This is a genomic window from Pseudomonas sp. XS1P51, assembly GCF_054897845.1.
In genome coordinates this window covers 603835-625442 of sequence record NZ_CM142707.1, presented here as the reverse complement: position 1 = coordinate 625442, position 21608 = coordinate 603835, and the positions used below count along the sequence as shown (strand labels likewise).

Here is a 21608-nt window from a genome sequence, read left to right as displayed (position 1 = left end):
AAGCAGGAGTGACCCGTTGATCCTTTCCCTCGAACAGGCCATCCATTTCGGCCCCTACCGGATCTATCCCGGTCAACGCCTGATAATGGAGGCCGGCCAACCCCTGCGGCTGGGCCGGCGTGCCATGGACATTCTGTTGATCCTGCTGGAGCACGCAGGGAATGTGGTCAGCAAACAAGAGCTGATTGCCAGGGTCTGGCCCAAAAGCGTGGTCGAAGACATCAACCTGCGAGTGCACATGGCGGCATTGCGCAAAGCCCTGGGCGACGGCCAGGCCGGCCAGCGCTACATCATCACCGTAGCCCAGCGTGGCTACAGCTTTGTGGCGCCCTATTCGCTGGAACAGGTCGAGCAACATCCCGTCAGCGAAGCCCCCCAACCGAGCGGCCATAACCTGCCCGTGCGTCGAACCCGCCTGATCGGGCGCCAGCCCCTGGTTGACAGCCTCGTGGCCCAGCTGACAAGCCAACGCTTCATCACCCTCGTCGGCCCCGGTGGGATTGGCAAAACCACCGTGGCCCTGCGCGTCGCCGAACAGCTGATCGGCCGCTACCGGGACGGCATTCGTCTGCTGGACCTGGCACCGATCAACGATCCGTTGATGATCACGGCTCACCTGGCGACGCTACTCGAACTGTCCTTGCACGGCGCCGAACCGATGAACAGCCTCGCCACGTTCCTGCGCGACAGGCAGATGCTGCTGGTGATCGACAACTGCGAACACCTGATCGATGCGATTGCGCTGCTCAGCGAAAGCATCCTGCGTGCTGCGCCGCAGGTGCACATTCTGTCCACCAGCCGGGAGAGCCTGAGGGCTGAAGGCGAGTTCGTTCAGCGTCTTGAGTCGCTCGACTTCCCTCCCCCTATCGCCGTGCTCGACCGCGCTCAGGCCCTGACCTTTTCGGCCCTGCAATTGTTCGTCGAGCGGGCCATGGCCAGCCACGACAGCTTCGAATTGACCGATGAAGAGCTGCCACTGGCCATTGAAATCTGCCGTCGTCTGGACGGTATTCCATTGGCCATCGAACTGGCGGCGGCGCAAGTGGGTGGCCTTGGATTGAGCGGATTGCTGACGCAACTGCAAGGCAGTTTTCGCCTGCTCACCCAAGGCTGTCAGACGTCACTGGGACGACACCAGACGTTGCGCGCCACGCTGGACTGGAGCTTCGAGCTGCTGAGTGCCTGCGAGCAGACCTGTCTGCGCCGACTGGGTGTGTTCAGGGGCGGCTTCACCCTGGCGTCGGCGGCTGCGGTCATTGTCGGCGAACATATCGAACCCCAAGCGGTGTTTGGATCGATCACGCAACTGGTGGCCAAGTCGCTGCTGAACGTGGAAGTGGGCGACGAAGAAGTGTTCTACCGTCTGCTCGACACTACCCGCAGCTATGCCCTGGAAAAACTCGATCAGGCCGCCGATCTGTCGAGCACCCGCGAACGCCATGCCGAACGCTGCCTGGCCTTGATGCATCAGGCCCAACACGACTGGGAGTTGATTCCGACGGGGATGTGGATCGAGCGTTATGCCCGCGGCCTGGAAGATGTTCGCGCCGCCCTCGACTGGGGCTTGAGCCCTCAAGGTCCGCAGGCACTGGCGATCCGCCTGGCCGCGACATCGGCACCGCTCTGGCAGGAACTGTCGCTGCTCAAGGAGCACGGCGTGTATGTGCGCAGGGCATTGGCGTTGCTGGAGTCAGCGCCCGAGCCCTGCCCTCGTTTGAAAATGGCCCTCAAACTCGCCCTCGGCAGCGCCTGCTATCACACCCAGGGCGGCACAGCGGAAACCATTGAAGTCTTCGTCAGCGCCAGGACCCTGGCCAGACATTGCAACGACATCGCCGGTCAGCTTCGGGCGGTGTCCGGGCACATGGCGGTCAATCTCAGTTGCGGCAATTATCAAATGGCCCTGGAGCAGAGCCTGCAGTTCGACAGGCTGGGGCTGAACGGCGACGCGGTGCTGTCCCTGAGCACGCACCGCTTGCGGGTGCTGGCCCTGCACTTCGCCGGGGACCAGCATCTGGCGCGGGTGAATGCCGAACAGGTGATCCAGCGCATGGCCCAGAGCGGGCACCTCAACCGGTTCACCCACGGTTTTGGCGTGCAATACGACCAGAGCGTTGCCGCGCTGACCATCCTGGCGCGCATCCTCTGGTTGCAGGGCCAACCGGAACAGGCCTGGCGCACCGCCCGGCAAGCGCTGGACATCGCAATCCAGATCAATCACGGCACGTCCATCTGCTACACCCTGGCGGTGGCCGGTTGCCTGATCGCCCATTACAACGGCGACACCCGCACCGCCCGCGAACTCTTGCGCCTGCTGCTGGAACAAACGCAGAAACATTCGGTGCTGCTGTTCTACACCTGGGCGCGGCACTACGCGCAGGTGATCGACCGAGCGCAAGCACACCCGCGCCCTCAACCGGGTACGGGGCTGATCAAGGACCTCATGGTCACGCTGGATACCCGGTTCGTCGATGATGCCTTGTTGCAGCGCGCGGACACCGGCACGGCGGGCTGGAGCACCGCGGAAATTCTACGCGCCCGGGCGGACGCGCTGCTGGCAGAAAACTGCCCCTTGAAAACCGACGCCGCCGAGGCTGTGCTGATCAGGGCCTTGAACGTGGCAAGACACCAGGGCGCCCTGGCCTGGGAACTGCGCAGCGCCACCTCGCTGGCACAGCTTTGGCAGCGTCAGGGGCGCCACCAGCAAGCACACACACTGCTGGCGCCGATCTACAACCGGTTCACCGAAGGCTTTGCCACCCCGGACCTGACCAAAGTCCGCCGGCTACTCGACGAGTTGCAGCGCCACCTGCCCGCCTGACGTCCGGCGCGGGTGGCTGATGTAGCCGGCATAGCGCATTTCAAAGGCGCGCAAGTCACCGCTGTGTTCGAGTTTCTCCAGGGCGTAGGTGCGGGTGGTGTTGAGGAAACGGTAACGGGTCACACCACTGCCCTGCTCCACCATCAGTAACGATTTGAGCGCCAGGCTTTCCACCACGCCCACCAGCCGACCGGGCAACAGCCGCGCGCAACTGATCACACCCATCGCCGCGTCCAGGGTAAAGGCCATTTTGAACACCGCCAGGCGCTGCAACACGGTTTGCTCCAGCGGACTGAGCTGTTCATAGCTCCAGTCCAGCGCCGCTTTCAAGGTTTGATGCCGGGGTACGGCGGTGCGCCGGCCTTGGGTCAGCAGCTGAAAACAGTTGTCCAGTTGCGCCTGCAAACCCACCAGCGCCAGCGCATCGATCTGCGCGGCCGCGAGCTCGATGGCCAAGGGCAAACCATCAAGCCGCCGACAGATTTCGCGCACGGCCTTGAGGTCTTGCTCGCGCAGGGCAAACCCTTGCTGACGAGCACGGGCACAACTGACGAACAGCTGCACCGCCGAATACCCCATCGCCTCGGTCACGCTGCGCAGCGCCGAAGCCGGTGGCACCGCCAGGCCCGGCAAACGCTGGACCGTTTCTCCCATCGCCTGGAGCGGTTCACGGCTGGTGACCAGGATCGACAAGCGCGGCGCGGATTTCAGCAGATCCTCGACCAATGTCCGGCAGCGCTCGAGCAGATGCTCACAGTTATCGAGGACCAACAACGCATGCCATTGCGCCAGTGCATCCAGGGTCGTACCGATGTCCAGTTCAAGGGCACGGGTCAGGTGATCGACCACCTGCGTGGGGTCGTCGATCGTCGCCAGATCGACCAGCCAGACGCCGTCCTCATAATGCTGCAAGAGCAATTCGGCTACGCGTAACGCCACGGTGGTTTTGCCGATACCACCGGGACCGACCAAGGTCATGAGCCGCCGAACCGGCAACTGCCGGACCAGGCTGCCGACGATCGAATCCCGACCGGTTACCGGCGTGAGCCGCGCGGGCAAATTGTGCTGAAACTTCTGAACGGTCTCGATAGGAACCAGCGTCCCCTCCGGCACAGCGTGCACCGGAGCAATAAAGCTATAACCGCGTTGGGGCAGGTTGACGATGTAGCGCTGCCCGTTCTGTCCGTCACCCAGGGCGCGACGCAGCGCGGCGATGTGCACCCGCAGATTGATGTCTTCGACCACTGATGTCGGCCAGACTTGAGCAATCAACTCGTCCTTGCTCACGACCATGCCGGCACGCTCGACCAGCACTTGCAAAATATCCAGAGCGCGCCCGCCCATGCGCAGCGGCCGATCACCGTCCAGGATCAGCCGTTGTCGCACATGGAATGCGTAGGAGCCGAATCGCACCACCGTATCGCTGTTTGAATGTCTGACGCTGTTCATACACATGCACGTGCGCAAACCCGGAACAGCTCAAGGGACTGCAAAACCCATGGCGCGTCAGGCTTGCGCCACCTCCATTGCAAAGAGTTCACGGGTATCTTGGCAGGCATCAGTGACGGAACAACAGCCACGGTGGGAGCGTCACGGCCATCAGAGTGCGCATAACGGACAAGAAGGCTCTAGCTGAACTGTTCGCGGTATTGGGTCGGGGTCAGACCAAGCTTTTCACTGAACAGAAAACGCATATGCCGCACACTGCCAAAGCCACTTTTGAAGGCCACGGTCTTGAACGGCAAGTCAGTGGTTTCCAACAGACGCCTCGCACAGTCGATGCGTGCGCGCTGCAAAAACTCCATAGGCGTCATGTTCACTTCCCGGGCGAAAACCCTGGCGAAATGACGTGGGCTCATGGTGGCCAGGCCGGCCATGCGGTCGATGCTGAACACTTCATCGAGGTGTTCGAGCACATAGTTCTGCACTCGGGTCACCGGTGTTTCATGGGCCGCGACGACGGCCATCAACGGACTGAATTGCGCCTGCCCGCCCTGACGTTTCGTCACCACCAACAACACCTTGGCCACGTCCTGGGCGACTTTCTTGCCATGGTCTTCGGCAACCACCGACAGCGCGAGGTCGATACCGGCAGTGACGCCGCCGGAAGTGATGAGATTGCGGTCCTGCACGTAAATCTGATCGGTCTCCACCATCGCCTTCGGAAAGCCTTTGATCAGCCGTTCCGTGTAGTGCCAGTGGGTGGTCACGCGATAACCGTCCAGCAAACCGGCATGTCCCAGCACGAACGCGCCGGTGCAGATCGAACCATAGCGCCCCGCGCGCGAGACGGCGCCCTGCAGCCAGCCGAGCAGTGGCGGATGTTTTTCGTTGTAGGCACCCGGGCCGCCAGGCACCAGCAACAGGTCGTAGCTTTTATTCGCCTGATCGATGTGCAGATCGGTCTGCACGCTGACGCCGTTGGAAGCACGCAGCGCGCCATGCGCGGTGCCAATGGTCGACAACTCATAGCGCTGGTCCGCTCTCAGATAACGATTGGCGATGGAAAACACCTCCATGGGCCCGGCCATGTCGAGCAGGAGAAAGTCGGGAAACAGCACCATTGCCACGGTTTTCATGGTTTCAAAATCACTGAGATCAAAGAAGGAGAGTCTGCCGTACACAGAAACCTGTGTGGAGCCTGCTCGCGAAGGCGATGTGACATTCAAACCTGATGCCATCTGACAGAGCGCTTTCGCGAGCAGGCTCGCTCCCACAACGGTACTCGTACGGCATCAAGGAATGGAGCGTCGGATAAGAATACCCGATCTACCGCATCTTACTGTCAATCCCAACGAGACAGTAATTCAATTTTCATCTACTTATTGCACCAACCAGTAAACATTAACCTTCTCCTCAGTCGGACGAATCAACGTCCCCACAGGAGATTCCATCATGCTGACCCTTCGCAAAGCCTCTGATCGCGGTGCCGCCAATCACGGTTGGTTGAAGTCGTTCCATACCTTTTCCTTCGCCAACTATCGCAACCCCAAGGAGCAGGGTTTTTCCGACCTGCTGGTGATCAACGATGACCGCGTGGCCGCCGGCAAAGGTTTCGGCCAACACCCGCACCGCGACATGGAGATTTTCTCCTACGTGATCGAAGGCGCCCTTGAACACAAGGACACGTTGGGTACCGGTTCGGTGATTCGCCCCGGTGACGTGCAATTGATGAGTGCCGGCAGCGGCGTGGCCCACAGCGAGTACAACCACTCGGCGACCCGGCCGGTCCACTTCCTGCAAATCTGGATTGTTCCGGAGGTCGTCGGCGCCAAACCGCGTTACCAACAAGAGCATTTCAGCACCCAGAAAAAACGCGGGCGCTTGCAGTTGATCATCTCCCCCGACGGGAAAAACGGTTCGCTGAAAGTGCGTCAGGATGCGCGGGTATATGCCGCACTGATCGACGGCAAGGAAAGCGCCACCCTGGAGCTGGCAGCCAATCGTTATGCCTATGTGCATGTGGCGCGGGGTAGCGTCGAACTCAACGGCGTGCAGTTGCAGGAAGGCGACGGCGTGCGGGTTCGGGAAGAACAGGTGCTGACCTTGAGCAACGGCGTGGATGCCGAAGTGCTGGTGTTCGATCTGCGTCCGCAGGAACTGCCGCAGATGCCGTAACGTTGATCGCAAGATCAAGAGATCGCAGCCTCGCTTCGCTCGACAGCTCCTACAGGTGCTTATCAATCCATGTAGGAGCTGTCGAGTGAAACGAGGCTGCGATCTTTTTCAACCTTTACTCACCCGTCCCCGAAAACACCGCAACAATTTCATCGATGACCGCGCGGACCCTGGCGGTATGCCGCAAGTCCGCGTGAGTCACCAGCCAGACGTCATACGGTAACGGTCGCGTGCGTTCCGGCCACAGCCTGACCAGCCCGTCCCTCTCCCCCATGTACACCGGAATTTCCCCCACCCCGATCCCGGCGGCAATGGATCGGCGCACCAGCAGGCTTGAACTCAGGCTCGACACGATCCGCCCGCGACCCAGCGGCTCCGAAACCAGCGTCATGTCCTTGTTGCCCTGCAAGTACGGCTGATACACCACCAGGTCATGCCCCTCGAACGCCGAGCCCGGCTCCGGCGCGCCGTACGCGTCTACGTAGGCTTGCGATGCAAACAGGCCCACCGGCCAGCGCGCGATGCGCCGGGCGATCAGGTCCGGGTTGTCTGGCCGGGTGTTGCGCACGGCGATGTCGGCTTCGCGTTTCGCCAGGCTGAGAATTTGCGTCGAGGCATCGAGTTGCACCCGCACATCGGGGTGCCGCTCATGCAAGCGAGCAATGGCCGGGATCAGGAAGTCGAGGGCCATGGAGTCCGTGGTGCTGACCCGAACGACACCGGTCAGGCGGTCGTCGAGGCCTTGAATCTGGCGCTCCAGTTCAAGCGCTGAATGCTCCATCTTTTCCACGGCTTTCAGCGCAGCCTCGCCGACAGCGGTCAGCGCGTAGCCTTCTGAGGTGCGCAGGAACAGCGTCGCACTCAAGGACTTTTCCAGTGCAGTGATCCGTCGACCGACCGTGGCCTGATCAACCCCCAGCACACGTGCCGCACCGCGCAGCGTCGATTCGCGGCAAACCGCCAGAAAGACCCTGGCGTCATCCCAATTCATACGGTTCTCCACCGATGCATACACGCATCACAATATCGCAAAATCGCTGCGTTAATGCATCAACAAATCTGGATAAGCTGGGCACCAGAGAAAAATCCACAGGACAACGCCCATGCTCAGTACATCAACCACTCCACGCAGCGCGATCTGGTTGCCGATCTTCGCCGGTCTCTGTGCCAGCCTGGTCAGCATTGGCCTGGCGCGATTTGCTTACACGCCGTTGATTCCTTCGTTGATCCAGGCTCACTGGTTTTCCGCCAGCGACGTGGTGTACCTCGGTGCCGCCAATCTGGTGGGTTACCTGATCGGTGCGCTGATCGGCCATCCGCTGGCCCGTCGCACCTCCAACAAAAACGCCCTGCGCTTGATGATGGTGGCGGTGACGCTGTCGTTTTTTGCCTGTGGCTTTGCGTTGTCGGTGAGCTGGTTCTTCGGCTGGCGCCTGCTGTCGGGCATCGCCGGGGGCGCGATAATGGTGTTAGTGGCCGCGACCGTGTTGCCGCATGTGCCGGCGTCCCGTCGAGGGCTGGCCAGCGGCGCGATCTTTCTGGGCATCGGTTTGGGCATTGCCGGATCGGGAACGATTGTTCCACCGCTGTTGAGCCTTGGCTTGCAGGACACCTGGTTCGGTCTGGGTGTGCTGTCACTGGTGCTGACCGCCGCGAGCTGGTTCGGTTGGCCTTCAGCCACGCACGCTGCGACCCTCACTTCATCCGTCGACGAATCAAAAGCACCGACCGATCCACGGGTTTACCTGTTGTTCGCTCAATACGCGTTCATGGCCGCCGGGCTCGTGCCCGCCATGGTGTTTCTGGTGGATTACGTCGCCCGCGGTCTTGGTGCCGGATCGCACGTCGGAGCGCTCATCTGGGTGATGTACGGCCTGGGCGCGATAATCGGGCCGGTAAGTTACGGTTTTCTGGCCGACAAACTGGGCGCACGGCTAAGCATTCGCCTGGTGCTGGTGGTGCAGGCGATTGCCGTCGGTTTGCTGTCGATCTCCAGTTCATTCACCACACTGGCCTTGCTGGCGGTGATCCTCGGCTCCTTCCCGCCCGGCATCGTGCCGTTGGCGCTGGCCCGGGTGCACGAGTTGATCCCGAACCATCACCAGCAGCAGATTGCCTGGAGTCGCGCCACGGTGTCGTTCGCCACGTTCCAGGCGATTGCCGGGTTTGCCTATTCGGCGTTGTTCAATGCCAGCGGCGGCCATCATGGGTTGTTGTTCATCATTGCGGCGGGTGCCATTGTCGTGGCGCTGCTGCTGGAACAGGGCATGCGCCTGGTCAATCGTCGTGATCGACTGGTTCGGGTGAGTTGTCCATGATGCGTGAAGACGCGGTCCCATCTACTGAATACCTCACAACAGGACGCCGACATGAATCTGCCCCCAACCATGACCCTGATCGAAATCACCGAACCCGGCGGTCCCGAAGTATTAAAGCCGCGCCAGGAGCCGGTGCCGACCGCCGGTGTGGGCGAAGTGCTGATTCGCGTGCACGCCGCCGGGGTCAATCGCCCCGACGTGATTCAACGGGCCGGCAAGTATCCGATGAAACCAGGCATGAGCTCGATCCCCGGACTGGAAGTGGCCGGTGAAGTGGTGGCGGTCGGTAAAGACGTCAGCGAATTTATCGTTGGAGACAACGTCTGCGCACTGACCAACGGCGGCGGCTACGCACAATACTGCGTCGCCCCGGCCAGCCAGACCTTGCCGATGCCTGATGGCATGGATTGGGTACAAGCGGCGGCCGTCCCGGAAACGTTCTTCACGGTGTGGGCGAACCTGTTCGACATCGGCGGTGCCAGCAAAGGCCAGCGTGCCTTGATTCACGGCGGCACCAGCGGCATCGGCACGACCGCCCTGATGTTGTGTTGCGAATTCGGCGTCAAGGCCTTCGCCACGGCGGGCAGTGAGGACAAGTGCGCGGCGATTCGCAAACTGGGGGCCGAGGCGATCAACTATCGCGATCAGGACTTCGCCCAGGTCATCCAGGAAAAAACCGCCGGCAAAGGCGTCAATGTGATCCTCGACATCATGGGCGGCTCGTACCTGAACTCGAACATCGCGGCGCTGGGTATGGACGGTCGGCTGGTGATGCTGGGCTTCCTCGGCGGCGCCCACACCAAAGACGTCGATTTGATGGCGATCATGGGAAAACGCGCGACGATCACCGGCATCACTGATGCGCTCACGCACCCGCGAAGAAAAAGCCTCGATCGCCGAACAGCTGCGTGAATATGTCTGGCCAGTACTGGCCGCCGGGCGTTGCCTGCCGATGATCGACAAGGTCTATCCGTTGGCCGATGCGGCGCAGGCTCATGCGCGGATGGAGGGTGGCGATCACATTGGCAAGATTGTGTTGCGGGTGGATTGATCCGCAACCTTGAATCGACGCGCAACCCTGTGGGAGCGAGCCTGCTCGCGAAGGCGGCATGTCAGACGGCATCAATGCTGAATGTCATGCCCCCTTTCGCGAACAGGCTCGTTCCCGCAGGGGGAAGGTGAACGATCGTCGAAATTTTCCCCATCCCCATCAGGCTTCTGTTAAAACCCGAGCTTCAGTTTTTTGTCAGTGGAGCACCCGATGCCCGCTTCCCTTCTCGCTCGTCTGCGCCGACGCTGGCTGCCGCTGCTGTGCATGGCCGCGCTGATCGTCGGTCTGCCTGCGGGTTGCGGCGCGCTCAAGTACAAGGAACGAGAGTTGCTGTTTCGTATTGAGCCAGGCACGGCCGGTTGGTATCGCGGCTTGCCGCAGGACGTCCAGGAATTCGACATCAAGCCCGCCAGCTTCAAGGCCGGGCAAAACCTGCATGCCTGGTGGTGGCCGGCCGCGCGTCGCGATGCGCCGTCGATCCTCTACTTGCACGGCGTGCGCTGGAACCTGACCGGCCAGGCGTTCCGCATCGAGCAATTGCGGGCCATGGGCTATTCGGTGCTGGCCATCGACTACCGAGGGTTTGGCCAGAGCAAGGGTGATCTGCCGTCCGAAGCCAGTGTTTACGAAGACGCTCACGCCGCGTGGGAGCGCTTCGCGGCGATGCAACCGGACGCCAACAAGCGTCTGATCTATGGCCACTCCCTGGGCGGCGCGGTGGCCATCGACCTCGCGGCTGACCTGGCTGCCCAGGCGAAAAAGGAGCATGGCACGGTGCCGGTGCGCGGTCTGGTGATCGAGTCCACCTTCACCTCACTGGGCGATGCGGTGGCGCAAGTGGCCGACAGCAACCTGCCGGTGAAATGGCTGCCCGTACGCTGGCTGCTGTCACAGAAATTCGACTCCATCGACAAGATCGTCGACATCGACATGCCCCTGCTGGTGGTCCACGGCCTGGCCGACCCGTTCATGCCCTCGCGATTCAGCCAGCAGTTGTTCAACGCCGCCAACGAACCCAAGCGCCTGTTGCTGGTGCCGGGAGGTACGCACAACAACAGCATGAGCCTGGGCGGTACACAGTATCGCCAGGCACTTGAAGGTCTGATGAAGGCAAAACCGCCGCAAATGGCCGGGCCGACAGTGACCCGGACCGCTCAGGACTCCTGAAGGCTATCGATAACCTTGGGCCTGCAAGTTGAACAGTTGCGCATAACTCCCGCCTGCCGCGACCAGACTGTCGTGATCGCCGCGCTCAAGGATCGCGCCCTGATCCAGCACGATGATGTGGTCGGCATTGCGCACGCTGGAAAACCGGTGGGATATCAGCAGCGTCATCCGGCCTTCGGTATGCTGACTGAAATGCTCGAACACCGCGGCTTCCGCCGCAGGGTCGAGGGCCGAAGTCGGTTCATCCAGAATCAGGATATCGGCGTCACGGCGCATGTAAGCGCGGGACAAGGCGATCTTCTGCCATTGCCCGCCGGACAGTTCCTGCCCACCGGCAAACCACCGCCCCAATTGCGTGGCATACCCTCGGTCCAGCCGCTCGATGAACGGCGCGGCCATACCCTCGGCGGCAGCCTCCTGCCAGCGCTGTTCATCGTTGAACGCCAGGGTGTCGCCAACGCCGATGTTCTCGCCGACGGAGAACTGGTAACGGATGTAATCCTGGAAAATCACGCCGATGCGCCGACGCAGCGCGTCTTCTTCCCACACCTGCAAGTCGCTGCCGTCCAACAGAATGCGACCTTCATCCGGACGGTAAAGACGCGTCAGTAGCTTGATCAGCGTGGTCTTGCCCGAACCGTTTTCCCCCACCAGCGCAACGCTATGCCCTGGCACCAGATGCAGATCGATCCCTTCCAGTGCGGCGCGGCTGGCACCCGGATAGGTGAAGCCGACATTCTCGAAACGCAGACCGTCGCCGGGCACCGCACCCACCGTCAGGTTACCGGTATCCGCCACAACGGGTTCGGCCAGGTATTCATAGAGACTCGACAGATAGAGCCCATCCTCGTAAAGACCGCTGATGGCACTCAGGCTGCTGCTCACCGCCGTCTGCCCCTGCTTGAACAGCACCAGATACATGGTCATCTGCCCGAGCGTGATGCTGCCATGGACGGTATCGACCACGACCCAGGCATAGGCCAGATAAAACGCGCCGGTACCGAGCAGACCCAAGGCAAATCCCCAGCCATCCCGGCGCAACGTCAGCCGGCGGTCTTCGGCATAAAGACGCGCAAACGTCTCGCGATACCGCTTCAACAGCAGCGGCGCAAAACCGAACAGCTTGACCTCTTTGATATAGCCCTCGTGGGACAGTAACGTCTCGATGTAACTCTGCTGCCGACTCTCCGGCGCGCGCCGGGTGAACAGCCGGAAGGCATCCCCGGAAAAATGCGCCTCGGCAAAGAACACCGGCAACGCACCGACCACCAGCAACACCAGCGCCCACGGTGAAAAATGCACCAGCAACACGCCGAAGCTGATCAGCACGATCAGGTTCTGGATCAGCCCCAGCGACTTCATCACCAGCGCCAACGGCCGGGTCGACGCCTCGCGCCGCACCCGCACCAGCTTGTCGTAAAACTCGGAATTCTCGAACTGCACCAGCGACAACGTCTGGGCCTTCTCCAGAATCATCGTGTTGACCTTCTGCCCCAACTGCACCCGCAACAACGACTGCTGGACCGACAGCGCCCGCTGGGTCCCGGACAGCAACGCGAGCACACCCGCCTCGAACAGCACGTAACGCACCACCGGCCACAACGGCGCACTGCCCTGTTGCGCGTGCAACTGCATGGCGAAGACCACTGCGTCGACGATGCGTTGACCCAGCCAGGCGGCCAGCGCCGGGAGGACACCGGCGATCAGGGTTGCCAGCACCAGACCGAGAAACAACCCGCGAGACGTTCCCCAGACCAGCAGCAAGGCGCGTCTGGCCTGGTCGAGCAACGAGGTGACGCGGTCAAGGGCAGCAGGCATAGGGCAATGGACTCGACGAAGAACAGACGATGATCACGACAACGCGCCATGGTACTTCAGCCGGGCAGTGGCGTGGGTGCGCAACAACTGTAACGTTTGTCCGCTTGACGCTGAGCGCACGTCCGATGAGGATCGATCAATTATCGGACCAGTGCGCAAGGAGGCCGAAATTGATCCCTGAGTGGAATCCGGAGGGGCTTCTCCCTCCCATCAATGAACAGAACCCTGCCGGGATGGATAGATCGCCCTATGAAGTCGATCTCCTGGCATTCGTGGAGCGCTTCGCAACCAGTCTGGACCGATGTGTTATTTTGGAAGGCTATCTCTCACACCGCTCCGAGCTGCATAAAATTGGCATGGCTGAAGGTTTCCAATGGCTGAACGGTAGCTTTACGGAACACATTGAGCTAACTGATCAGCGCGCCCCAAGAGACATCGATGTCGTTACCTTCACTAGTTGAAGGGGACGAGTTCTATGACGGTCTGCAGCCCGATCAACTAAGATTACTGGGTGCGCCCCCTGAGGATCAGTCCTTCATAAAACATCAGTTTAAAGTTGATTTTTATGTTCAATCTCTCCGTGATGCACCAGAGCGTTTGGTGGAAATGACATCGTACTGGTACAGCATGTGGGCCCATCGAAGATCAAAGCAGTGGAAGGGATTTCTACGAGTTGATCTTGATCCCCAGCAAGATCAAGTAACACTGGCCATGCTGGCAGCTCGAAAACAGGAGCTCACTCATGAATAGGAACGAGTATCTGCACAGATCCGCGGAGCTTCTTTTCCTTGAGAAGCAGCTGGCCAAACCAGGACTCAGCAAGCTATCTGCGATGTCTATTCGTTCTCGAATCGATGAGGCGAAATCGTATCTTGAAGCGAACGGTCAGGATACATACCAGCCCGCAAAGGTAATCCTTACCCAAGCAATCGACCTGATAACCGAATTACTCGAAGCAACCACCAAAAGTGATGAAGAGCTATCCGAACCCGTCTCGCGGCTCGCTGATAGGGCCATATCCAGCGTTTCAGATTTTTTGGCAAAGCTATCCAGCTATGATGCTTCTTGCTCGCTGACTACCCGCACCAGGAGGTTTCAGTTCGCTGATAGCGAACAAGTCCGCCGGAGCAAAGCTCGACTGAGCCTGGACAACATCAAGGAAACAACAGAGACATTTACTGGAGAGTTTATAGGAGCGCTCCCGGACAAGCGGGCGTTCGAATTCAGAACTTCTGATGGCTCGGTGATTTACGGAGGAATTCCGAGAGAGATTCCTGACCCCAATGCTGTGAATCTGCATCTCTATAAGACCTTCAACATCACATTGAGCGCCAAGAGAATTGGCTCCAGCAAACCTCGCTATATGCTGCAACGGTTTCCTTGGACAGATTGATACTGAAGCTCAACCGTACCTGTGAGAGAACAGCCCGCATTTCATTAAAAACTGTGGGCTGATTTTTGAGTCGTGGATAAAACCTGAACTAGCCAGGGCACTTGGCTCAAGTGGTAGCACTTAATCCAGTGCTTTCTGAAACCGCGCCCGATACCGCCCCGGACTCTCTCCCGTCCACTTCTTGAACGCCCGATGAAACGCACTCGGCTCCTGAAAACCCAGCTGTTCGGCGATATCGCTGATGCTCGCCTTGCTCTGGCGCAACCGTTCAAACGCGACCCCGCGCCGCACTTCATCCTTGATCTCCTGGTACGAACAGCCTTCACGCTCCAGTTTTCGGCGGAAGGTGCTGGGGCTCAGGTGCTGTTCCAGGGCGAAGGCCTGCAAGGTCGGCCATTCGCTGTAATGGCTGTGGCGCAGGCGCTGATGAACCTGCGACGCCAGGCCATGCTGGTTGCGGAATCGGATCACCAGCCATTGCGGTGCGGTGCGCAAAAACACTTTCAACGAGGCCAGGTCCTGAACCACCGGCAGTCGCAGGTAGTGGCTGGCGAATTCGATTTCGGTGCGTTCGGTGCCAAAGGTCAGGTTGGGGCCCCAGAGCAAACGGTCATCGCAGAGAGACACGCGCTCATGGCGAAAGTCCGCGCGATCGATGGGGATGCGCCGCCCACCCAGCCAGCACAGCAGACTGATCATCAACACCAGAAACGTCTCTTCGCCCAATCGACTGACCTCGTCGTTTTGCGCGTGGGTCTGCAGGCTGATGACCGCCCGTTTGCCGCGCACGGCCAGCGTGCCGCGAAAGTCGTGGAGGAACAGTGCAAAGTTGGCCAGGCACTGGCGCATGGCTTTGTGCAGATCGGGCTCCTGGATCAATGCCCGGCAGATCAGCGCAAAGCTGCCCGGCGGCATGCCGTGGGAGTCGAGGCCGAAGAACTCGTCGTTGAGCTCGCGGATCTGGATCAGCCACAGCGCGGCAAACGCACTGGCCGGAACCCGCGCCGTGGGCTGTTCCATCAACGCCGGGTCGATGCCCGCCTGTTCCAGCGCGCCCCTCAAGCGCTGCGGATTGTCCCCCAGCCCATGGATCATTGCCTGCACGAAGTAGGCAGCCACCGAGTCCTTTTCCCGCATGTGAACGCTTCTCTCCCCATCATCCGAATGGCAAAAAACACCAGCACCGTTGAACAGTTTCGGCATAGGACAACCGCCCTGCCGGTTCTAGACTCGCGGCCAATAGTACGCCTTCGGCCGTTGCGGCGGCCAAGGTATCGCAGGGTTTGACCGGAAGGATGTGTACATGAATCTGCAAAACATTGGCGTGATCGGCGCAGGCACCATGGGCAACGGCATTGCGCAAGTCTGCGCCCTGGCCGGCTTCGACGTGACCTTGATCGACATCTCCGAAAGCGCCTTGCAAAAGGCTGTCTCGACCGTCAGCAAAAACCTCGATCGGCAGGTCGCCAAGGACACGCTGACCCAGGAGCAAAAGTTCGCCGCCCTCGACAGGATTCGCACCAGCACCGATTACAGCAGCCTGCAGAACGTGCAACTGGTGATCGAAGCCGCCACCGAAAACCTCGACCTGAAACTGCGCGTGCTGCAACAAATCGCCGCCCAGGTATCTGTTGAGTGTGTGATTGCCTCCAACACGTCGTCGCTGTCCATTACCCAACTCGCCGCCAGCGTCAGCCAGCCTGAGCGCTTCATCGGCCTGCATTTCTTCAACCCGGTGCCGGTGATGGGCCTGATCGAAGTGATTCGCGGCCTGCAAACCAGCGACGCGACCCACGCCCTCGCGTTGGACATGGCCACAACACTGGGCAAAACCGCGATCACCGCCGGCAACCGCCCAGGCTTCGTGGTGAACCGGATTCTGGTACCGATGATCAACGAAGCGATCCTGGTGTTTCAGGAAGGCCTGGCCAGCGCCGAAGACATCGACGCCGGCATGCGCCTGGGCTGCAACCAGCCGATCGGCCCGCTGGCGTTGGCGGACCTGATCGGCCTGGACACCGTGCTGGCGATCCTTGAAGCCTTCTACGACGGCTTCAACGACAGCAAATACCGCCCCGCTCCACTGCTCAAGGAAATGGTCGCCGCCGGCTACCTGGGACGCAAGACGGGGCGTGGCTTCCATGCCTATGCCTGAGCGGTGCTCACGTTTCGCCGAATACCGGGACAAGGTGCTGGAGCTCTTTGCCAGCAAAGGTTTCGGTCAGGTCGGCATGCGTGAGCTCGCGACCTGCCTGGGGCTCGCTCCGGGCTCGCTGTATCACCATTACCCCAGCAAACAGCACTTACTGCTCGACCTGATCGAGGAATTCTACGAAGAACTGCTGGCCACCCTGGGGCGCATCGAGCAAAAGGCCCCGGCAAAACGCGACAGGCTCAACCAACTGATCCGCGCGCACCTCAATCTGCATCAGGAAATGCCCTGGCATTTTCGCCTGGTGGAGCGCGACAGTGGCTGCCTGAATGAAGAACAGCAGGAACGGGTTCGACAATTGCGCGAGCAGTACGAACGCAAGTTGCTGCTGATGCTCGGCGTCCGGTCCCGATTCAGCGAACAGGGCCTGTTGGCCGCCGGTCATGCCATTGGCGCCTTGCTCAACAGCGCGCCCAGTTGGCTGACGCACTATTCGCTGGATGAACGCGAACGCGATGAGCTGATGGAAAACATGGTGAGCGGCGCCATCGAGCGGTTGCTGGCGCCACGACGTACACATGAGGCGATAAGCCTCGCCCCGGCCATAGAAAAAACATCTAAAAAAACCCGGACACCCGCTGCGATTTAGCGCTTTGCTACCCGAGTCGATGCCATCGGAATTCACTGACGAACCCGTCGTCCAACCGATGTGTACCTCTCAACGACCGGGAGCCCAACATGAAAATCAATCCCTACCTCATCTTCAATGGCGACTGTAAAGCCGCCTTCACCTTCTATGCCCAAGCCCTGCAAGGCCAGATCGAAATGATGATGACCTTCGGTGAAAGCCCGGCGCGCGAGCATTTTCCGGCGGACCTGCACAACCTGATCATCCACACGCGCCTGTCGGTGGGCGATCAGGCGATCATGGGTTCGGACACCACACCGGATCGCCCCACGGATGAAATGGCCGGTTGTTCAGTCTCGCTGAATGTCGACAGCATTGCCGAGGCGGAGCGGGTCTTCACGGCATTGGCGGAAGACGGCAAGGTGCAAATGCCACTGGAAGCCACGTTCTGGGCCGCGCGTTTCGGAATGCTGGTCGATCGATTTGGTGTGTCGTGGATGGTTAATTGCGAGAAGGATCAGTGAGACTAATGCCCGTCAGTTGAGCCGTAACGCGCCCCCTGTAGCAGCTGGCGAAGCCTGCTGCTACAGGGGTTGAGTTACTGGCATGACCAGGGTTCATTTGATCCGATAGTGGAACGTATTACGCACCGCCGGCACCGCAACCACCTGACCGTCGACGACTTTCGGCTGATAACGAAAGGTGTTGGCGGCGGCCAGTGATGGACGTATGAACAGCGGATGGCAGCCGTCGAGCACCCTGGGATTTTCGACGTTGCCCTGCGGGTTGACGGTGTATTCCACAGTGCAGTCGCCTTCGATGTTCTTGTCCAGTGCGCGCTGCGGATAGTCCGGCGCTTCCTTGCTCAAGGGCAGGTACTGGCGACTGTCGGCCGTGGTTTGCGCCGCTTGTTGGCGAGCACGTTCGGCCGTCAGCCGCGCCTGTTCAGCCTGTTGCGCCTGCTGCCGGGCGAGGCGTTGTTGTTCGGCCTCGCGGTTTCGCGCCTCCATCTCCTGACGTTGACGTTGTTGCTCGGCTTGCTGCTCGCGCTTCTTGTCTTCGACCCGTTTGCGCGCCACGGTGGCCTGTTCAAGTTTTTGTGCCTGGATCTGCGGATCGACTGCGGGTTTGACGGGCGCTGCGACAACCGGTTCGGGCGGTGTCGGCTCGACCACCGCAGGCGCTGGTTCAGGTGCCTCTGGCTGGGGGGCCGGGGACAACATCACCAGTTGGGTCCTCAACACGGAGGGCTGTTCGACGGGAGGCTTCTCGATCGTCCACCCGTGCACCAGCAACGCCAGGACGATCGCATGCAACGCCACCGCCAGACTCGCCGCCAGGCTGTTCTGCCAGAACCCACTGCGAACCCGGCTCTGCAACATCATCGAGGGAGTGTGCATGATCATCGCCGTCATTGCGGGGCCTCGGTCACCAGCCCGAGATTGCTGACGCCGCCCTGCTGAAGCGCCGCCATGGCCGCGACCACGCGGCCATAACCGGCCTCCTTGTCGGCACGGATGTAAACCTGGGTGTCACGATGCTCGGCAACAATCCGGGCAACCTTCCCGCGCATATCGTCGAGCGTCACGGCGCTGTCGGTCTGGTGTTGAGTGTCGAGTTCGCCGCCAAGGTTCCAGTAATAGCCGCCTTCGGCTTTCACCGACAAGGTCAGGATTTGTTGGCGGGTGTCCGTGGCCAGGGCCTCGCTGGCGACCTTGGGCAGTTCGACCTTCACCCCTTGGGTCAGCATCGGCGCGGTGACCATGAAAATCACCAGCAGCACCAACATCACATCGATGTACGGCACGACGTTCATTTCGGCCTTGGGCCCGTGCTTGCGTTGCGGTCTGACCAGCATCTTCACGCTCCTCTCAGGCCGCAGCGGCCAGGTTCAACGGCACACCGTGCAATTTGCGATGCAGGCGCACCTGAAGCTCATTGCCGAAGGCGTAGTAACGGGTCAGCAAGGTCTGGCTGCGGGAGGAAAAACGGTTATAGGCAATCACCGCCGGAATCGCCGCAAACAAGCCGATGGCCGTGGCGATCAGCGCCTCGGCGATGCCCGGCGCCACGGTCGACAGCGTCGCTTGCTGCACCTGGGACAGGCCGAGGAAGGAATTCATGATCCCCCACACGGTGCCGAACAGGCCGATGTAAGGGCTGACCGAACCGACCGTGGCCAGAAACTGCAACCCCTTTTCCAGCCGAATCTCTTGCTCGCTGATGGCCACATACAGTGCTCGCTCCACGCCTTCGAGTACGACGTCGGCGGAGTTACCCGCGTGTTGGTTGAGATGACTGAACTCGTGAAGCCCTGCGTGAAAAATCGGTTCCACGCCGCTCTCGCTGTCAGCGGTTTCCCGGTACAGCGGCATCAGGTCCGAGGCACCGCGAAAGCGTTGCACAAAGGCGTTCATCTGCCGCTCGCGGCGTTGCAGCACACGGCTGCACTGGATGATCAGGTACCAACTGAGCAACGACGCCAGCAGCAGGATGAGCATGACCGCCTTGACCAGCAGACTGGCGTCGCTGATCAGCCCCCAGATCGTCATGTGTTCGAGTGTGGCCTGCATGGGTGAAACTCCTTGTCTGAAGCGCTCGGGCCGCCGATGCGCGACGGCCGTTGAGCTATTCGATGAAATAGAGATGACAGGTTGATGACGGGCCGGATCAAGGTAGCTTCAGGGCCTTGATGACCTCGGCCCAGGGCACGAACTTGAAATTCTGGGTCTGCTCGGGCATGCGTTTGCGGCCGTCCTGCACCACCAGCATGCCTTTGCTCCAGGGCCCGCCGAGGTTCACCGAGGTGACTTCCAGGCCGTCGGTTTCCGAAGCGCCGTCGATGCCGAGCGCGGCGTTCAAACCGACACGAAACGCGCCGCGTGGGGCGAACGGCGGCTCGGCATCCAGTACCAGGTAGCTGTCGTTGCCCTGGCTGGAAATCACCAGATAGTCGTGAGCCTCGCTTTGATAGAGCGCCAGCCCTTCCACATCGGCATGCAATTGCGGCCCGACCTTGATCACGCTACGGAGCATTGCCGGCTGATCGGCACGGGCATCCACCGCCCAGACACCAACATCCTCTTCGCCGAGAAACAGCCGTTGGCGCTGGTCATCGGCCACGCAGCCTTCGGGTTGGCTGTCGACCTTGAACTGGCGCACCAACTCACCCTGTACACTGCCGTTCGGCGCGCTCAGGCGGTATTGCAGGAAGGTGCCATCCTTGCCGTTGGCAATTGCGTAGAGCTCGCCACTGGCGGGCTGGAACAGGCAGATGCCGTAGATTTCCTTGAGCGGCGTGGGGATCTCGCCAGCTTCGCGCAGCTCGCCGCTACGACGGTCGATGCTGAACACGCTGAGACTGTTGTGATCGCGATGGCTGGCCACGGCGAGGTCGACGGTCTGGTCGCCGAGTTTGAAGTTCGGCCGCACGTCGACGTTGTTCAGACGCCCGACCGGCAACTCCTGCAGCAACTTGCCTTGCAGGTCGTACGCCAACAGGCCCTGCTTTTTATTGGTGCCCAGCACTCGACTGAGGGCCGGTTGCTGCGGGTGAATCCAGATCGCCGGATCGTCCGCGGCATCGCCCTGACGGCCGACCGGGTCGCTCTGGCTGATCGCCTTTACGTTCGGCAGCACCGGCGCCAAGGGCACCGGCGTAGCCTGCCAGTTCAATTCACCCTGATACAGGCGGCCGTCGTCATCGTCGCGCACCAGCACTTGCAAACCGTTGTCTGTCGGGCGCAGGGCCAGGTTTTCCGGTTCCTTCAAACCTGGCAGTGCCAGGGCAGCCTGAGCCTTCCAGCGTTCGCCCTGCTGCTGATAGACGTGCAACTGCGCCGCTTTCGGATCGAGCGCGACGATGCCACCCGGCACCACTGCCATGGCACCCGCCGCCTCTTTGACCTCGCCGAACGGTTGGCGCATGGCCACCGGTGTGCGCGTGACGTCGGCTTCGGGATGCGCCGGGTAGGCCCACCAACCGACGTTCTCCTCGTTGACCACCAGCTGATTGGCGCCGTCGTCGACCTGGCAATCCGTGGCCGAAGGTGGCAGCGGCAGACCGCGCACTCGTTGTGGCTGCGGGTTTAGTGTCGCGCCGTTGCCCACCAGCCATTGCTCACCCTTGCCCTCCTCGCCCACCAGGAACAGGAACAGGTTGCTGGCTTCGTCGCGGTACAGGCACAGGCCGTTCACCGGATAATCCCGCGTCGGCAGATACACCGGCTGGCCCCAACTGCGTTTGCCCGGATCGAGGCTGACCAGCAGCGCTTGCTGACGACTGTTGTCGAGGCTCGCCACCAGCACTTGCCGGTCGGCGCCGCGGCTGTCCACGCCACTGAACGATCCCTTCAAACGCGCCAGTTCCTTGCCTTGCGCATCGAGCAACAGCAAGCCGTCACGCTCGCTGGCAGCCAGGCGTTCGGGGCCCAGATTGGCTGGCAGAAAAGCCACCGCATCGACCGACAGATTTGGCCCCCAGGGTGTGAGTGTCAGGGTTGGCACGGCCGCCAGAACCTGACCGGCAGTCAGGCAGATCAATGCGGCCAGCCAGTGGCGTTTAGGTAGAAACGAAATACTCATGAACAGGCAAAGTCCTTGTCGTGCATCCAACACGGCGGCAGCACTGGGCTGCCGCCCC

Annotated in this window: 19 protein-coding genes and 1 pseudogene; 11 read left to right on the top strand and 9 right to left on the bottom strand. The window is 61.0% G+C overall.

What is annotated here, in order from left to right:
* Positions 1-16 precede the first annotated feature (16 nt).
* A complete protein-coding gene (locus ACYZUD_RS02995) occupies positions 17-2821 on the top strand; it encodes an ATP-binding protein (RefSeq protein ID WP_462022532.1) in 2805 nt (934 codons plus the stop codon).
* Here ACYZUD_RS02995 and ACYZUD_RS02990 read toward each other — a convergent pair.
* Both ACYZUD_RS02990 and ACYZUD_RS02985 read right to left on the bottom strand, forming a co-directional pair.
* Positions 2786-4270, bottom strand: coding sequence for an ATP-binding protein (locus tag ACYZUD_RS02990; protein WP_462022531.1), 1485 nt, complete (start codon positions 4268-4270; stop codon positions 2786-2788). The genes ACYZUD_RS02995 and ACYZUD_RS02990 overlap by 36 nt on opposite strands.
* 179 nt (positions 4271-4449) lie before the next feature.
* Entirely contained in the window at positions 4450-5400 is a 951-nt protein-coding gene (locus tag ACYZUD_RS02985) for a GlxA family transcriptional regulator (RefSeq protein ID WP_462022530.1), read from the bottom strand.
* Between the two features lie 316 nt (positions 5401-5716).
* Between ACYZUD_RS02985 and ACYZUD_RS02980 the strand changes: the two genes are divergently transcribed.
* Complete coding sequence (locus ACYZUD_RS02980) at positions 5717-6439, top strand: pirin family protein (RefSeq protein WP_462022529.1); 723 nt, start codon at positions 5717-5719, stop codon at positions 6437-6439.
* Between the two features lie 115 nt (positions 6440-6554).
* Here ACYZUD_RS02980 and ACYZUD_RS02975 read toward each other — a convergent pair whose 3' ends face one another.
* Positions 6555-7430 carry a LysR family transcriptional regulator gene (locus ACYZUD_RS02975; protein WP_462022528.1) on the bottom strand — a complete coding sequence of 292 codons (876 nt, stop codon included), beginning with the start codon at positions 7428-7430 and terminating at the stop codon, positions 6555-6557.
* 112 nt (positions 7431-7542) lie between these two features.
* On the opposite strand from ACYZUD_RS02975, the gene ACYZUD_RS02970 reads away from it, so the two are divergent.
* From ACYZUD_RS02970 to ACYZUD_RS02960, 3 genes and pseudogenes are all read left to right on the top strand, one after another.
* Positions 7543-8757 (top strand): YbfB/YjiJ family MFS transporter, encoded by a 1215-nt coding sequence (locus ACYZUD_RS02970; protein WP_462022527.1) that lies wholly within the window; start codon positions 7543-7545, stop codon positions 8755-8757.
* Between the two features lie 51 nt (positions 8758-8808).
* Positions 8809-9808 (top strand): annotated as a pseudogene (locus ACYZUD_RS02965) (NAD(P)H-quinone oxidoreductase).
* A gap of 210 nt (positions 9809-10018) precedes the next feature.
* Positions 10019-10975, top strand: coding sequence for an alpha/beta hydrolase (locus ACYZUD_RS02960; RefSeq protein WP_462022526.1), 957 nt, complete (start codon positions 10019-10021; stop codon positions 10973-10975).
* Between the two features lie 3 nt (positions 10976-10978).
* Here ACYZUD_RS02960 and ACYZUD_RS02955 read toward each other — a convergent pair whose 3' ends face one another.
* Positions 10979-12793, bottom strand: coding sequence for an ABC transporter ATP-binding protein (locus tag ACYZUD_RS02955; RefSeq protein ID WP_462022525.1), 1815 nt, complete (start codon positions 12791-12793; stop codon positions 10979-10981).
* A gap of 170 nt (positions 12794-12963) precedes the next feature.
* Here ACYZUD_RS02955 and ACYZUD_RS02950 point away from each other — a divergent pair, with 170 nt between their 5' ends.
* From ACYZUD_RS02950 to ACYZUD_RS02940, 3 genes are read left to right on the top strand one after another with little or no spacing between them, the layout of a single operon-like run.
* Positions 12964-13254: a DUF6932 family protein gene (locus ACYZUD_RS02950; RefSeq protein ID WP_462022524.1), complete on the top strand. Its 291-nt coding sequence runs from the start codon at positions 12964-12966 to the stop codon at positions 13252-13254.
* A complete protein-coding gene (locus ACYZUD_RS02945; RefSeq protein WP_462022523.1) occupies positions 13232-13543 on the top strand; it encodes a DUF6932 family protein in 312 nt (103 codons plus the stop codon). The genes ACYZUD_RS02950 and ACYZUD_RS02945 overlap by 23 nt, the downstream gene beginning before the upstream one ends.
* Positions 13536-14186, top strand: coding sequence for a hypothetical protein (locus tag ACYZUD_RS02940; protein WP_462022522.1), 651 nt, complete (start codon positions 13536-13538; stop codon positions 14184-14186). The genes ACYZUD_RS02945 and ACYZUD_RS02940 overlap by 8 nt, the downstream gene beginning before the upstream one ends.
* Positions 14187-14306: 120 nt before the next feature.
* Here the strand turns inward: ACYZUD_RS02940 and ACYZUD_RS02935 are convergent, their stop codons facing one another.
* Positions 14307-15323: an AraC family transcriptional regulator gene (locus tag ACYZUD_RS02935; RefSeq protein ID WP_462022521.1), complete on the bottom strand. Its 1017-nt coding sequence runs from the start codon at positions 15321-15323 to the stop codon at positions 14307-14309.
* A gap of 166 nt (positions 15324-15489) precedes the next feature.
* Between ACYZUD_RS02935 and ACYZUD_RS02930 the strand changes: the two genes are divergently transcribed.
* From ACYZUD_RS02930 to ACYZUD_RS02920, 3 genes are all read left to right on the top strand, one after another.
* A complete protein-coding gene (locus ACYZUD_RS02930; RefSeq protein WP_462022520.1) occupies positions 15490-16341 on the top strand; it encodes a 3-hydroxybutyryl-CoA dehydrogenase in 852 nt (283 codons plus the stop codon).
* Complete coding sequence (locus ACYZUD_RS02925; RefSeq protein WP_462022519.1) at positions 16328-16987, top strand: TetR/AcrR family transcriptional regulator; 660 nt, start codon at positions 16328-16330, stop codon at positions 16985-16987. Before ACYZUD_RS02930 ends, ACYZUD_RS02925 begins: the two co-directional genes overlap by 14 nt.
* A gap of 89 nt (positions 16988-17076) precedes the next feature.
* Complete coding sequence (locus ACYZUD_RS02920) at positions 17077-17490, top strand: VOC family protein (protein ID WP_128869654.1); 414 nt, start codon at positions 17077-17079, stop codon at positions 17488-17490.
* A gap of 93 nt (positions 17491-17583) precedes the next feature.
* Here the strand turns inward: ACYZUD_RS02920 and ACYZUD_RS02915 are convergent, their stop codons facing one another.
* The 4 genes from ACYZUD_RS02915 to ACYZUD_RS02900 form a co-directional block, all read right to left on the bottom strand.
* Positions 17584-18381, bottom strand: a complete 798-nt coding sequence (locus ACYZUD_RS02915; RefSeq protein ID WP_462022518.1) for an energy transducer TonB — start codon at positions 18379-18381, stop codon at positions 17584-17586.
* Complete coding sequence (tolR, locus tag ACYZUD_RS02910; RefSeq protein ID WP_462022517.1) at positions 18378-18824, bottom strand: protein TolR; 447 nt, start codon at positions 18822-18824, stop codon at positions 18378-18380. Before tolR ends, ACYZUD_RS02915 begins: the two co-directional genes overlap by 4 nt.
* A 13-nt stretch (positions 18825-18837) precedes the next feature.
* Entirely contained in the window at positions 18838-19539 is a 702-nt protein-coding gene (gene tolQ / locus ACYZUD_RS02905) for a protein TolQ (protein ID WP_462022516.1), read from the bottom strand.
* A 97-nt stretch (positions 19540-19636) separates the two neighbouring features.
* Entirely contained in the window at positions 19637-21550 is a 1914-nt protein-coding gene (locus ACYZUD_RS02900) for a phytase (protein WP_462022515.1), read from the bottom strand.
* Positions 21551-21608 lie beyond the last annotated feature (58 nt).

Excerpts from the sequence above, each read along its gene's own strand:
- tolR (WP_462022517.1), bottom strand. The coding sequence starts at position 18,824 with ATGCTGGTCAGACCGCAACGCAAGCACGGGCCCAAGGCCGAAATGAAC.
- ACYZUD_RS02915 (WP_462022518.1), bottom strand. The coding sequence starts at position 18,381 with ATGACGGCGATGATCATGCACACTCCCTCGATGATGTTGCAGAGCCGG.
- ACYZUD_RS02970 (WP_462022527.1), top strand. The coding sequence starts at position 7,543 with ATGCTCAGTACATCAACCACTCCACGCAGCGCGATCTGGTTGCCGATC.
- ACYZUD_RS02920 (WP_128869654.1), top strand. The coding sequence starts at position 17,077 with ATGAAAATCAATCCCTACCTCATCTTCAATGGCGACTGTAAAGCCGCC.
- ACYZUD_RS02945 (WP_462022523.1), top strand. The coding sequence starts at position 13,232 with ATGTCGTTACCTTCACTAGTTGAAGGGGACGAGTTCTATGACGGTCTG.
- ACYZUD_RS02935 (WP_462022521.1), bottom strand. The coding sequence starts at position 15,323 with ATGCGGGAAAAGGACTCGGTGGCTGCCTACTTCGTGCAGGCAATGATC.
- ACYZUD_RS02980 (WP_462022529.1), top strand. The coding sequence starts at position 5,717 with ATGCTGACCCTTCGCAAAGCCTCTGATCGCGGTGCCGCCAATCACGGT.
- ACYZUD_RS02925 (WP_462022519.1), top strand. The coding sequence starts at position 16,328 with ATGCCTATGCCTGAGCGGTGCTCACGTTTCGCCGAATACCGGGACAAG.
- ACYZUD_RS02960 (WP_462022526.1), top strand. The coding sequence starts at position 10,019 with ATGCCCGCTTCCCTTCTCGCTCGTCTGCGCCGACGCTGGCTGCCGCTG.
- ACYZUD_RS02985 (WP_462022530.1), bottom strand. The coding sequence starts at position 5,400 with ATGAAAACCGTGGCAATGGTGCTGTTTCCCGACTTTCTCCTGCTCGAC.
- ACYZUD_RS02930 (WP_462022520.1), top strand. The coding sequence starts at position 15,490 with ATGAATCTGCAAAACATTGGCGTGATCGGCGCAGGCACCATGGGCAAC.
- ACYZUD_RS02900 (WP_462022515.1), bottom strand. The coding sequence starts at position 21,550 with ATGAGTATTTCGTTTCTACCTAAACGCCACTGGCTGGCCGCATTGATC.
- ACYZUD_RS02955 (WP_462022525.1), bottom strand. The coding sequence starts at position 12,793 with ATGCCTGCTGCCCTTGACCGCGTCACCTCGTTGCTCGACCAGGCCAGA.
- ACYZUD_RS02990 (WP_462022531.1), bottom strand. The coding sequence starts at position 4,270 with ATGAACAGCGTCAGACATTCAAACAGCGATACGGTGGTGCGATTCGGC.
- tolQ (WP_462022516.1), bottom strand. The coding sequence starts at position 19,539 with ATGCAGGCCACACTCGAACACATGACGATCTGGGGGCTGATCAGCGAC.
- ACYZUD_RS02940 (WP_462022522.1), top strand. The coding sequence starts at position 13,536 with ATGAATAGGAACGAGTATCTGCACAGATCCGCGGAGCTTCTTTTCCTT.
- ACYZUD_RS02975 (WP_462022528.1), bottom strand. The coding sequence starts at position 7,430 with ATGAATTGGGATGACGCCAGGGTCTTTCTGGCGGTTTGCCGCGAATCG.